The sequence below is a fragment of the Pseudoalteromonas sp. MER144-MNA-CIBAN-0113 genome (genome assembly GCF_040308965.1).
Lineage (GTDB): Bacteria > Pseudomonadota > Gammaproteobacteria > Enterobacterales > Alteromonadaceae > Pseudoalteromonas > Pseudoalteromonas tetraodonis.
In genome coordinates this window covers 25,385-38,147 of the sequence record NZ_JBEOOG010000038.1, presented here as the reverse complement: position 1 = coordinate 38,147, position 12,763 = coordinate 25,385, and the positions used below count along the sequence as shown (strand labels likewise).

At 40.9% G+C, this 12,763-nt stretch carries 9 protein-coding genes and 2 pseudogenes; 3 read left to right on the top strand and 8 right to left on the bottom strand.

Annotated features, from left to right (window positions below):
• Nucleotides 1-77 precede the first annotated feature (77 nt).
• A pseudogene (locus tag AAEY57_RS11425) lies at nucleotides 78-890 on the top strand (HD domain-containing phosphohydrolase); the annotation flags it as partial.
• A gap of 47 nt (nucleotides 891-937) precedes the next feature.
• Here AAEY57_RS11425 and AAEY57_RS11420 read toward each other — a convergent pair.
• Nucleotides 938-1,366: a VOC family protein gene (locus AAEY57_RS11420; RefSeq protein WP_029750301.1), complete on the bottom strand. Its 429-nt coding sequence runs from the start codon at nucleotides 1,364-1,366 to the stop codon at nucleotides 938-940.
• Nucleotides 1,367-1,370: 4 nt separating this feature from the next.
• On the bottom strand, nucleotides 1,371-2,027 hold the full coding sequence (locus AAEY57_RS11415; RefSeq protein WP_138686815.1) for an HD domain-containing protein: 657 nt from the start codon (nucleotides 2,025-2,027) through the stop codon (nucleotides 1,371-1,373).
• 139 nt (nucleotides 2,028-2,166) lie between these two features.
• Between AAEY57_RS11415 and AAEY57_RS11410 the strand changes: the two genes are divergently transcribed.
• Complete coding sequence (locus tag AAEY57_RS11410) at nucleotides 2,167-3,357, top strand: class I SAM-dependent methyltransferase (protein WP_138686816.1); 1,191 nt, start codon at nucleotides 2,167-2,169, stop codon at nucleotides 3,355-3,357.
• Nucleotides 3,358-3,366: 9 nt separating this feature from the next.
• Here the strand turns inward: AAEY57_RS11410 and AAEY57_RS11405 are convergent, their stop codons facing one another.
• From AAEY57_RS11405 to AAEY57_RS11385, 5 genes are all read right to left on the bottom strand, one after another.
• On the bottom strand, nucleotides 3,367-3,663 hold the full coding sequence (locus AAEY57_RS11405) for a PilZ domain-containing protein (RefSeq protein WP_013465237.1): 297 nt from the start codon (nucleotides 3,661-3,663) through the stop codon (nucleotides 3,367-3,369).
• Nucleotides 3,664-3,671: 8 nt separating this feature from the next.
• On the bottom strand, nucleotides 3,672-4,052 hold the full coding sequence (locus AAEY57_RS11400) for a response regulator (protein ID WP_036954303.1): 381 nt from the start codon (nucleotides 4,050-4,052) through the stop codon (nucleotides 3,672-3,674).
• 226 nt (nucleotides 4,053-4,278) lie between these two features.
• Entirely contained in the window at nucleotides 4,279-8,166 is a 3,888-nt protein-coding gene (hrpA, locus tag AAEY57_RS11395; RefSeq protein ID WP_350607890.1) for an ATP-dependent RNA helicase HrpA, read from the bottom strand.
• 128 nt (nucleotides 8,167-8,294) lie between these two features.
• Nucleotides 8,295-9,329, bottom strand: a complete 1,035-nt coding sequence (locus tag AAEY57_RS11390) for an isoaspartyl peptidase/L-asparaginase family protein (RefSeq protein ID WP_213607868.1) — start codon at nucleotides 9,327-9,329, stop codon at nucleotides 8,295-8,297.
• A gap of 124 nt (nucleotides 9,330-9,453) precedes the next feature.
• Entirely contained in the window at nucleotides 9,454-10,158 is a 705-nt protein-coding gene (locus AAEY57_RS11385; protein ID WP_350607889.1) for a SapC family protein, read from the bottom strand.
• A gap of 305 nt (nucleotides 10,159-10,463) precedes the next feature.
• Between AAEY57_RS11385 and AAEY57_RS11380 the strand changes: the two genes are divergently transcribed.
• A complete protein-coding gene (locus tag AAEY57_RS11380; protein WP_350607888.1) occupies nucleotides 10,464-11,174 on the top strand; it encodes a DUF6445 family protein in 711 nt (236 codons plus the stop codon).
• 3 nt (nucleotides 11,175-11,177) lie between these two features.
• Here AAEY57_RS11380 and AAEY57_RS11375 read toward each other — a convergent pair.
• Nucleotides 11,178-12,713 (bottom strand): annotated as a pseudogene (locus AAEY57_RS11375) (tryptophan halogenase family protein).
• Nucleotides 12,714-12,763: the final 50 nt, after the last annotated feature.

Here is a 12,763-nt window from a genome sequence, read left to right as displayed (position 1 = left end):
TTGAACCTGCTAACCACCCGCCGTCTGACTATAACTATTGTGAAAAGAAGACAGGACAACTACTCTGACACGGCGGGGATATGAATGGCTTTGAAGTGTGCAAAATTTTAAAAGCTAATCCTAAAACCGCACACATTCCGGTCATTTTTGTCACCGCACTCACGCAAGAACAAGATGAATCGGAAGGGTTTTCGCTAGGTGCGGTTGACTATATAACCAAACCTATTAGCCCTGCGATAGTAAAGGCAAGGGTAAAAACTCATCTTTCTTTAGTACAAGCCGAGCAACTAAAACAAGCACATGTAGATTTAGTTGAGCGATTGGGTCGCGCGGCAGAGTATAAAGATACTGATACGGGTGAGCATATTGCACGAATGAGCCAATACAGCAAAGTACTTGCTTTAGCGTTGGGAATGAACGAACAACACGCAGAATTATTACGCCAAGCTGCGCCAATGCACGATGTCGGAAAAATAGGTATTCCTGATTCGATACTGTTAAAACCTGGCAAATTAACCCCCGACGAATTTGCACACATGAAAGAGCATGCCGCTATAGGGGCTAAAATATTGGCCAACTCACCTTCCCCCTTACTGCAACTTGCCCATGTATTGGCTATCGAACATCATGAAAAATGGGATGGCACAGGTTATCCTAATGGATTGAAAGGCGAGGAAATCTCTATTGAGGGGCGGATTGTAGCGATTGCTGATGTATTTGATGCACTTACATCAAAACGTCCTTATAAAGAGCCGTGGAGCATTAAGCAAACACTAGAGCATATGCAACAACAAGCAGGAAAACACTTTGACCCTCAGCTGGTTGATCTTTTTATTAGCAAAATAGACGCTATTTTAGCGATAAAAAAGGCTCATCAAGAACGTGATTAAATCGTCTCTTTTTTGAACAAATATTACTGCACAAAGTTCAACAGGACCTAGCCTCTTTTGGCATTGTGAGAGCCTAACGCTACAGCTGGAAAATGCTGTTTTATAATGCGGTAGTCATGGGAAGTGATCTCATGGCTATTCCCACTGTTATCTTTAAAATACATAGAAAAAGTCACGCCATGATCAGCCAGTATCGTTTTAATTTCAAGCTGCTCAAAATGTGCTAACCACGCTATAAATTGCTCACCGATTGCAGCAAAAGCGATTCCTTTACTTCGCCCTGGCGCCTCAAATAAAGCTAAACGTGTCGATCCGTTTTCATCTTCAAGCGTTAAAGGGCCTTTGCCTTCTTCATTCCAAAATGCTAATTCCTCTACTACAGTAAAACCAAGCACCTTTTCATACCAATCAACGGCTTGGGTGAGGCTTTGAACATTTAAATGACAATGATCAATACCGCTCAATTTTGGCCTCACTGTCTTACCCTCCAATTTCAGATTTTAACTGCTCTAAAAAGTCATACATATAATCTGTTCTTCTAAGTGCTTCAGCTTTAGCTGAAGGTGTATTCATACTTTTTGCAATATGCAGCAACTTTATAAAAAAATGATCTAAGGTGTACTGTTTATCATCAGGTTCACGCTCTAAACAAAATGGATCATTAGGATTGTATAAAAGTCGGCTTATTGAGCCCCCCACTTTCATACAACGACTAACACCAATAGCCCCTAAAGCATCCATTCTGTCAGCATCTTGTACAATCTGTGCTTCAACGGTTTTAATAGCAATATTGGCGCTAAAACTATGCGCGGCAATAGCATGGTGAATATCATCAAATAGCGCTTCATCATAGCCAATAGACGCTAAAAAACTAATCGCTTTATCGGCAGCCATTGTTGATGCTTTCGCTCTGTCTGGATGATTTTTTGCCACCGCAACACAATCATGTAACCAAGCAGCAGGTAAAACAACATTCATATTGGCTTTTTCAGCAGTGCATAATTTAACTGCGACACGGACAACGCGTTCAATATGAGTGATATCATGGGCTACATCAGCATGAATAAGCGCTGTTATAAATTCTCTGCATTGCTGATCAAGTTGCTTTAATGAAGGGCTAAGGGCTGAATTGTCCACCGAATTTCCAAAAATCTATTTAAACGAGGTAATATCCGCTACTTTAACGCGATTTATAAGGCCCTTGCAAAACATTCATTGTATGTTGCGCGTGGCTTGACTAAAATACAGCGCTTATTTATTACTACAGAGAAGCCCTATGTCATCTGCCGTTTACCTGCAAGCTGGTCGCGATAAATCATTAAAAAGAAAACACCCTTGGTTATTTTCTAAAGCCATCAAAAAAATTAAAGGTAAGCCTGGATTAGGTGACACGGTAACCATACACGACAGTGAAGGTAAGTTTTTAGCCACCGCGGCTTACAGCCCGCATTCACAAATTCGCGCGCGCGTATGGAGCTTTGATGAAAAAGAAGTCATAGATCAACATTTTTTCGAGCGTCGCCTACGTCGTGCTTTAGAAGCTCGCAGCCATGCGATTGAAGAAGGTGGACTGACCGGTTTTAGGCTTTGCGCCGCTGAATCAGATTATTTACCGGGTGTTACCATAGATAAATTTGATAACACCTTGGTTTGTCAGTTACTCAGTGCCGGTGCTGAGCGCCACAAAGGTGAAATTGTTGGCGCATTAATGGCTATTTTCCCAGGCTCTAATATTTATGAGCGCTCAGATGTAGATGTGCGCACTAAAGAAGGCTTGGAGCCAATTAAAGGAGTGCTTTGGGGTAATGAACCCACAGCGTCAGTTATCATTGAAGAAAATGGTTTAAAAATTGAAGTTGATATTCTTGAAGGCCATAAAACCGGCTTTTATTTAGATCAACGTGATAGCCGTGCTGCGCTGGAGCGTTTTTCAAAAGATAAAACCGTATTAAATTGCTTTAGTTATACGGGGACGTTTTCTCTCTATGCCCTGCGTGGTGGCTGTAAGCATGTAACCAATGTCGATGTTTCACAACCAGCTCTTGATACAGCAAAGCGCAATGTTGAACATAACAACCTTGATTTAAATAAAGTCGACTTTGTAAAACAAGATGTATTTAAGTTATTGCGCCAATACCGTGAAGACGGCGTGATGTTTGATACGATTGTGATGGATCCGCCTAAATTTGCTGATAATAAAGCGCAGTTAACTGGGGCATGTCGGGGTTACAAAGATATTAATATGATTGCGATGCAAATATTAAAACCAGGCGGCACACTGCTTACTTTCTCATGCTCTGGTTTAATGGAACAAAATTTGTTTCAAAAAGTGGTTGCAGATGCAGCACTTGATGCAGGTAAAGATTTGCTGATCATGGAGCGCTTAAATCAAGCAGCTGACCACCCTATTGCGGGCAGCTACCCTGAAGGCTTTTATCTTAAAGGCCTTATTTGTAAGGTTTACTAAACACTAATTTTAGTTAAACTCAATAATTTCTAGCCCTGCGGTTATCGTGCCATCCTCTTCTGTGCTGGCACGTATCACCTTTGCAGTGGCTTTTAACGGTGCAATGCTTGGATGGGTTGATGCAATATCAACCGATAAAATTGAGTTAAGCTCTAATAAATCATCGAGCTGCAAGGAGAGCCCTGTTGCACTTAAGTCAAGGCAGGTACCTGTGTAACTTAGTCCTGCGACGGGCTCAATCGAGGTTAACTTAGCGGGTGTGTTAACCTGCATACGTCTGTAGTTTCGCTTATCTTCAGTAAACATAATTCCCTCTACACAATATTATTAATTTTTTCTCGTAGTACGGCGATAGAAAAAGGTTTTACAACGTAAGCATCACACCCTGAGTCAAAGCCTGCTTGTTGCTCAAGCTCTGACTCAAGTCCTGATATCATCACCACCGGAATGTGTTTTGTCTCTGGCGTATGTTTAAGTAGGCGACAGGTATCATAACCATCAAGCCCCGGCATACATACATCAAGCAAAATAATATCAGGCGGATTAGCAATGGCAGATGCTAAACAACTTTTACCAGAATCAGCATAGCTTAAATCAAATGTTGATGCTAACCCTGCTTTGAGTATTTCAAAATTGAAATACTCATCATCAACCACTAACAATTGTCGCGCTTGGTGTTTTAGTAATGAGGACATAGCAATGTCATTTCCTTCTCAAGTTAGTCCCTTAGGGTCTGTTGACCGTTCAAGGTTGAATTTGCAGTAGCCTGTTTGGTATTTAGGCAAGGCAGAGCCTATGTGGTGTGGTTTTTACTTAGCCCACTAGGTTACAAACCTCGCGCCGCGATTAAACCGCCCTTAGTTTGAACAAATTTTAATCCACAAAGGTCAACAGACCCTAGCTTAATAGCGAATAAAGGGATTATTCAATTTCTTTTATCGCATTTAACACACGTTTTGCTGAAATTGGATAAGGTGTACCTAAGGTTTGCGCAAATAAGGATACGCGTAATTCTTGCTGCATCCAAAAAATAGCCTCAACATCATCAGGCAATGGCATTCCTTTAGGGGTTTTATTCGTCAGTTTTTTATATTCTTGCGCCACTTTTTCAAGCTCTAGCACACATAATCTATCACGATTTGGGTCAACGGGTAGCTTTTCTAGTCGTTTTTGAATCGCTTTTAAGTAACGAATTAAATCGCCGAGCTTATCCGCCCCATGCTGGCTCACAAAACCTTTAAAAATAAGCGATTCTAACTGAGATTTAATATCGCCATGGGCAGTGATCATGGTTAAATCTACTCGCCCTTTCATTTTTTTATGCAGCGCATGAGCAATACTCAGTACTTGCTCTACTTGGGTTGCAATTGCTACTACGGTGTCGCCTAATTCGCCGCGAATATGCTCTTTAACCGTTTCAAATGCATCACTTGTACGAATATCTCCATATTTAACTAATAGGCTATCAACACCCGATGCAATGCAGTCATCTATTAAATCGGCAATTTTACCAAAAGGATTAAAGTACAACCCTAGCTTAGCCTTGTTTGGTAAATTTTGCTGCAGGTATTTAATGGGTGATGGTACGTTTAATAACACTAAACGACGCAACCCCTGCTGGTGCGCTAATTGCGCTTTAATTTCGTTATCGAATAACTCCACTGCCGCCGTTGATTTTTTATCCACCAGCGCAGGGTACGCTTTAATTTCGTATTGACCTTGCTTTTTCACATAGGATGTTGGTAACTCTCCAAAATCCCACTGTGTTAAATCGGTTTTTTCTATGCCTTTGTCGGCGACTTTAGATAAGGTGTCGGTGACCTTGCCTTGTAGCTGCGCTTTAAGTTTAGCTAAATCGAGTCCACGTGCCAGTAGCTTGTCGTGTTCATCGCGCACTTCAAATTGTAGCCTTAAATGCGGAGCAAGCGCAGTTAAATCCCACGCCTCAGGGCCTACACGGACGCCGGTCATACGTAGTAATCGATTGCTTAGCGAGTCGATTAACGAGCCTTGTAATGGCTCTATAGCCGCTAACACCGCATCGGCATAATTGGGCGCAGGAACAAAGTTACGACGCAATGACTTTGGTAATGACTTAATTAACCCACAAATTAACTCATGACGAAATGCCGGTATATGCCAATCAAAGCCACTTTCTTGCACTTGGTTTAACAGTGCAACGGGTATTTGTACGGCAACGCCATCAACCGCTTGGCCTGGATCAAAGTGATAGGTAAGCGGCAGCATCAAATTATCTTGCTGCCAAGTATCTGGGTAGTCAAATTCGGTAATGCTGCTGGCGCCATGTTGCATGAGCTCTTCGCGCGTCATGTGCAGGTAGTGTTTGTCATGTTGTTTTTGTGTTTTATACCATTTGATAAACGCAGCACGATTGTTAATATCGCTGGGTATTTTCTTCTCGTAAAACTCAAACAAGGTTTGCTCATCAACTAAAATATCGCGTCTACGAGACTTGTTCTCGAGCACTTGAATATCTTCAATTAATTCGCGGTTATACGCTAAAAATGCTTCATTTAATCCAAGCTCTTGTTCAACCAGCGCCGAGCGGATAAATAATTCGCGGCTTACTTTAGGATCAATCTTGCTATACACACACCGGCGTTTATTAACGATAAGCAGGCCGTAAAGTGTTTGTTGCTCAAAGGCAATGACTGCACCGGGCTTTTTCTCCCAGTGTGGCTCTGTATAGCTTCGTTTTACCAAATGTTGAGCAAACGGTTCTACCCAGTTCACATCAATTTTGGCATTAATACGGGCATAGAGTTTACTGGTTTCTACCAATTCAGCCGACATCATCCACTTGGGGCTCTTTTTAAACAAGCCAGATCCTGGAAAAATATGAAATTGGCTATTACGTGCGCCTTTATACAGCTGCTTTTCGTCTTTAAAACCGATATGACTAAGCATGCCACTTAACAGTGCTTTGTGAATAAGCTCGCTGTCTGCAACATTCGTAGTGGCTTTCATTTTCATTTCATTGCACACAGTGCTGATTTGATAAACGATGTCTTGCCATTCACGAATACGCATATACGCTAAAAAGTCTTTTTGACATAGCTTTCTAAACTGGCTATTGGTCAGCTCACTTTGCTGCTCTTCGAGGTAATTCCACAAGTTTAAAAAGGCGATAAAGTCAGAGTCTGGATCGTCAAAGCGACCGTGTTTTTCATTCGCTGCCTGGCGTTTTTCTTGTGGTCGTTCTCGTGGGTCTTGAATTGAGAGCGCAGCAACAATAATAATCACCTCACGCAATGCACCCAGCTTATGCGCAGTCAGCACCATTTTTGCTAAACGCGGATCCACTGGCAAACGACTCAGCTCTCGACCAGATTGCGTTAAACTGGTTTTTTGATGACGTTTAGCTTCTTTTACCGCTTGTAACTCTTCAAGCAGTGTTAAACCATCGTTAATGTTGCGGCTATCTGGGGCTTGCACAAAAGGAAATTGCGCCATATCACCTAATCCTAATGCCAGCATTTGTAAAATAACTGACGCTAAGTTAGTACGCAATATTTCAGGATCGGTAAATTCAGGACGCGATAAAAAATCGTCCTCTGAATACAAGCGAATACAAATACCCGCTTCAACACGTCCACAACGCCCCATTCGCTGATTAGCACTGGCTTGCGAAATAGGCTCTATGGGTAAACGTTGAACCTTTGTACGGTAACTGTAACGACTAATACGCGCCGTACCCGGGTCAATAACATAACGAATACCTGGCACCGTTAGCGATGTTTCAGCGACGTTGGTTGAGAGAATAATGTGGCGGCGCGAATGCGGCGCAAAAATACGATTTTGTTCAGCGTTCGATAGCCTTGAATACAAAGGTAATATATCGGTGTGTTTTAAATTACGCTTACTTAGCGCATCGGCGGTATCGCGTATTTCTCGCTCACCGTTTAAAAAGATCAGAATATCACCGGGGCCTTCAGCGCAAAGCTCATCGACCGCATCAAAAATCCCCTGTAACTGGTCGCCTTCGGCTTCCATGTCTTCTTTTTGGATATCACTGATGGGGTTATAGCGTACATCCACAGGGAATGTCCGGCCTGATACTTCAATAATTGGCGCATCATCAAAGTGCTTAGAAAAACGTTCTGGATCAATGGTCGCTGAGGTAATAATAACTTTTAAGTCAGGACGTTTAGGAAGTAAATTTTTAAGGTAACCTAAAATAAAATCAATGTTTAAACTGCGCTCATGCGCCTCATCAATAATAATGGTGTCGTATTGATTCAAAAAACGGTCTTGTTGTATTTCAGCTAATAAAATACCGTCGGTCATCAGTTTTATATAACTGTTATTAGAAACCTGATCGCTAAAACGAATTTTAAAACCCACTTGCTGACCAAGCTCGCATTGCATTTCTTCTGCTATACGATTGGCAACGCTACGTGCAGCTAAACGTCTAGGTTGAGTATGGCCTATATACCCATCAACCCCGCGGCCTAACTCTAAACACATTTTAGGAATTTGTGTGGTTTTACCTGAGCCGGTTTCACCAGCAATGATCACCACTTGATTATTCGCAATCGCCTCTTTAATGGTATCTTTTTTTTGACTGACCGGTAATTGCTCAGGATAAGTAACGTTAGGTAGCCCAGCTAAACGCTGCTCGCGAAGCGATTGACTGCGACTGATATCAGCCGTAATTTTTTCAAGCGCACTGGTAAGTTTTGCCTCGTCGGTAATTTTTTTTACGCCATGAAGGCGCTTTTTAAAACTGAATTGATCTTTTTTTAAGCACGTTTTTAGCTCGCCAAACAACTGACCTAGGTTTACCACCTGCATACCTTATAAAAATTAGTCAAAGAGCCCCGATTGTAGCAAATTAAATGGCTGGGGTTAATCCTGTAAAGGACATAACAATCAGCGGATTATTATATAAACCTCCAGCCACTAAAGAAAAACGCTTATTCGTCGCTAAAAATACCTACATAAGTCGCTTGCGTATTCGATTTACTCGCACGGTACATGCCTGTGGTGTTAAACGGCAGGCTAATATTGCCTTTTGTATCAACAATAATAACACCGCCTGTGCCGCCAATCGGTTTAAGCACCCCATTTATTACTTCATCCCCGGCTTGGGCAATGGTTTTACCTTGATACTTTACTCGTGCACAAATATCGCTTGCCACATTATAACGAATAAAATATTCGCCATGGCCAGTTGCCGATACCGCACACGAGGCGTTTTCTGCAAAGGTACCCGCGCCAATAACTGGTGCATCACCAATACGGCCAAAACGTTTTGCGGTCATTCCGCCAGTTGACGTACCCGCGGCTAAATTACCTTGTTTATCCAGTGCCACCGCCCCCACAGTCCCCATTTTATAATTAGCGGGTAACGCCTTATGCGCTGCTTGATAATCTTTATTGGTGTTTTTGCTCGCCTCTAGTTTTTCCTTTGCTTTTAATAAAGCTTCATAGCGATGCTTTGTATCAAATATATTATTCTCTACTAAGCTAACGCCTTGCTCTTTAGCAAACTCTTCTGCACCTTGGCCACTTAACATCACATGCACTGATTTTTCCATCACTAAACGGGCAAGTTTAATTGGACTTTCTATGTGCTTAATGCCCGAAACCGCTCCAGCTTGGCGGTTACGACCATCCATAATAGAGGCATCTAACTCATGGCTACCATCATAGGTGTATACCGCGCCGCGTCCGGCGTTAAAATAAGGCGATTGCTCTAACACTTCAATGGCTGCTGTGACTGCATCAAGGCTTTCTCCGCCTTGTTCAAGTACCTTATACCCAGTCTCAACAGCTTGAGCTAATTTATCGCGGTAAGCTTGCTCTTGCGCAGGTGTAAATTTACTTTTTTCGATTGTGCCTGCCCCGCCATGAATCGCAATGGCAAACGGCGTGCTCGCACTCAATGCAGATGAGCTCACACTCATTAAACTACCGCAAAGCAGTCCTAGTAATAGTGATTTTTTCATTGTGCGTTCTTTTGTTAGTTAAGATTAAAACTAATGTGAATGGTTACGTGGGGTTTTTCAAGTGAACTGAGTTTAATGGCATAAAAAAAGCGCCCTGAGGCGCTTTTTAAATTCTGTTTAAAAATTACGCTTGTTGCGCTTTTAAACGTGCTAAACGTGCTACTTGGTGAGTAGACGTTAAGAAAGAATAGATAGGTGCTAAATAACCGCGTTTGCGAAGCTCTAGGAAGTCTGCGTCGCTTAGCTCATTTAGTTTTTTCTCATCGATAAGGTAAATACCGTTGATGTCTTTTTTCTCGCCTTTAATATCAACTGTTAGCGTTTGTGCTACAAGTAGTTCTTTATCAGCAAGGAATTTAGTGAACGCATCCGTGACTTGTGAAAACTCAATAAACGATACTAACGCTTCTTTACGACGCTTAAGGTAATCAGTTTCTTCACCGTTTTCGAATAATGCATTACCGTCTTCTTCACCAACTAATGAGCTCGCTTCGTCAATTACGATACCAAATTGATCTTGCTCAGGGTGCTTTACTAAACCTAATGGGTAACGTGTCGTTGCCATAGGTGCAAAAGCAGCTGTCCATTTGTCGCCATCAACAAATAAGTTTTCACCTGGCTCTAGGCCAAACATAGCAACGGCTTGAAAAGTACCCGTTTCGTTATTTTTAACAAAAGACATTGGAAACTCATTGGCGATACGCGCAAACTCGTGTGCTACAACTGGCACTAAGTGTTGAGTTTTCATAAATTCGATATTGATGCCATTTTTAATTTTAGTGTTGGCATGTTTTTCGTTGTGTAAAGGCTGTACTTGTTGCTCCGCCATGTTACTGCTCCGTTATTTTATAAATTTGATTTTTTACTGTTAGTGTCCTAAGGCTAAAGGTTTTGGCAACAAAAAGGAAGTGAAAATTTTGTGGCAGTTTGTAGGTTATTAATTAACAAAAAATTATCGTTGATTATTTAAACAAATATATAAAAAACGTTACTTTTACAAACGTTCACCGACCTATTAGCCATTACATACACTCGCTGATAGCTTTGACAGCGTTGTCAGAGGTGGTATATTAATTTTAAAGCGAGGTAAGATGTTCACACTTAAATATTCTCATCAAAAATTAGAACTTAAAAATGAAAAATTTAACCATAAATCCACAGTTAAAAATTGAAAAGTTGATGATCCCTGGCACACAGGTATACGCTTACGTTGTTGATGATTTTCTTTTAGACACAAGCAGTGTAATGAATTTTGCCCATAACATAGCTTACTTTAATCCTATGTTCTCAGATAATTCCTTTTATCCGGGGATCCGCGATAATATGCCACAACCGTACTTGAGGTTGTTGCACGCATTTTTTCAAAATGAAATACTGCCTAAAATAGAAAACAAAAACTACCAAGAGTCTATTCTTCATAAAAGTTTGCTTTCATTAGTTTCATGTAAACCGGCTAATTTAATTGTCGATCAAAAAGTGCCCCATATCGATTCATGTGATGAAAGAGACTATGCGTTTGTGCATTATTTATCTGGTGAGGAACTCGGTGGCACCAGTATTTATAAATACATACCGCAAAACATTATTGAATTTAAAGAGCAACACAAACCACTATTGGCAGATATAGTTAACGATGTTAAAAATAACCCTGATGAACATCAAGGCTATTTAGCCGGTACCACTAGCTTATTTGAGCAGGTATTTAAAATAGATGCTAAATTTAATCGCCTAGTTATTTACCAAGGTAACTTATTACACAGTGCAAATATTTACTCTGAGAAAAGCTGCTTAGCAGATGCTAAAAAAGGCCGTCTGTCGATAGCCTCTTTTGCAAGTGTAAGATAAGGGTTAGATTGACTGAAGCCCATACTGTTTAATTTTATTTAAAAGCGCTCTGTGATCAGGAAGTTTATTTATTAAATAGTGATCAATCTCAGCTCTTTGTTTTAAACGCGCTAAACAGTGTGCCTGTTCTTTATCGGGGCTGTTAGACGCCTTAGTATTGTAATTCATTCCATAAAGTACAAATAAGAAGTTCTCTAGATAAAACACTTCAAACTGACTAAAAAAATCATCTCTGACTGGGGTGAACTCTTTCCACAAATTAAGTTTTTCTTTTAATGACGTGGAAATAGTGTCCTGGTTTTTATTTGCTACCCAAAAAGCTGAATCAGTGCGGTCTGATATACAGTAGTGAAGTTTAATAAAATCAATCACCCGCTCCCATGCATACCCCATAGCATGATTAAAACGCTCTTCTAGTTGCTCTAGCTGTGTTGTTGATGATGGAAAGCGTAACGTTAAAAATTTAGCTGAAAAGTCAGTTAATAATATTGATGTTGCCTCTAATGGTTCTAAAAAGCCTTGCGCTAAACCAAGCGCAACACAATTTTTATGCCAAAACTTTTTACGGTAACCGACCCGCATTGGTATTTTTCTGTAGGTAAGATCTTGCTTACTGTCACCTAAATAACGGTCAAGTTTTTCATGTGCCTATTCATCCGTCATATGGTTATCTGAATAAACAAAACCGACTCCACGCCTATTGGTGAGCGCAATATCCCAAATCCAGCCAGCTTGATGAGCGGTGGCGAGTGTATAAGGAGGAATAGCATCATCGGCTTTGGTTGGTACTTGCACCACTAATGCGCTGTTAATTAATAAACTCTCAGATACATCAACAAAAGGAACCTTTAACGCTTTACTCATAAGTAAAGATTCAAAACCTGAGCAGTCAATATAAAAGTCAAACTCAAGTTCTTCATTGTTATCTGTAATAAGTGCAGCAATACTGCCGTCATCGCCAAGCTTTACCTGTGTAACATGGGTGTGTATATGCTCTACAGAAAATTTTTCTTTTGCATTACAAGCGAGTAGTTGCGCAAACTTGCCTGCATTAAAATGATACGCGTAAGCCAGCTCCCCTTCATATTGGGCATTAGTGATATTTTTAGGCGCTAAACCTGCCTCACAAATAACATGCTGAGAAGATAAGCCTTGCGCATAGCTTTGACTTTTCTCTTTGTTATTTAACCAATAAGAAGTTAACTGTTTGGCATCATAAGGGCTTGGCACATCAAATAAATGATGAAAAAAGTTGCCTTCCCCATGTTTTTTCTTATCCATCCAGTTAATAAACTTTATTGACTGCTTGAACGTCGCATCACATTGCCTAATAAATTCATCTTCACGAATACCAAAGCTTTTTAGGGTATTCCTAATATCGGGGACTGTGCCTTCACCGACATCAATTGGCGGTATATCTGGGGACTCTATTAAAGTAACAGATATACCTTTACGATTGAGCATCTCTTTGCCAATGTGGTTTGCAGCTAACCAACCGGCTGTTCCACCACCTACAATTGCAACTTTTTTTATATCCATAAATCACCAATAAAGTTTAACCTCGTAAAAAAGCCCAGCAATGCTGGGCC

Bases quoted from the DNA above. Each gene is read 5' to 3' on its own strand.
- AAEY57_RS11410 (WP_138686816.1), top strand. From the start codon at position 2,167: ATGTCATCTGCCGTTTACCTGCAAGCTGGTCGCGATAAATCATTAAAA.
- AAEY57_RS11405 (WP_013465237.1), bottom strand. From the start codon at position 3,663: ATGTTTACTGAAGATAAGCGAAACTACAGACGTATGCAGGTTAACACA.
- AAEY57_RS11400 (WP_036954303.1), bottom strand. From the start codon at position 4,052: ATGTCCTCATTACTAAAACACCAAGCGCGACAATTGTTAGTGGTTGAT.
- AAEY57_RS11390 (WP_213607868.1), bottom strand. From the start codon at position 9,329: ATGAAAAAATCACTATTACTAGGACTGCTTTGCGGTAGTTTAATGAGT.
- AAEY57_RS11385 (WP_350607889.1), bottom strand. From the start codon at position 10,158: ATGGCGGAGCAACAAGTACAGCCTTTACACAACGAAAAACATGCCAAC.
- AAEY57_RS11380 (WP_350607888.1), top strand. From the start codon at position 10,464: ATGAAAAATTTAACCATAAATCCACAGTTAAAAATTGAAAAGTTGATG.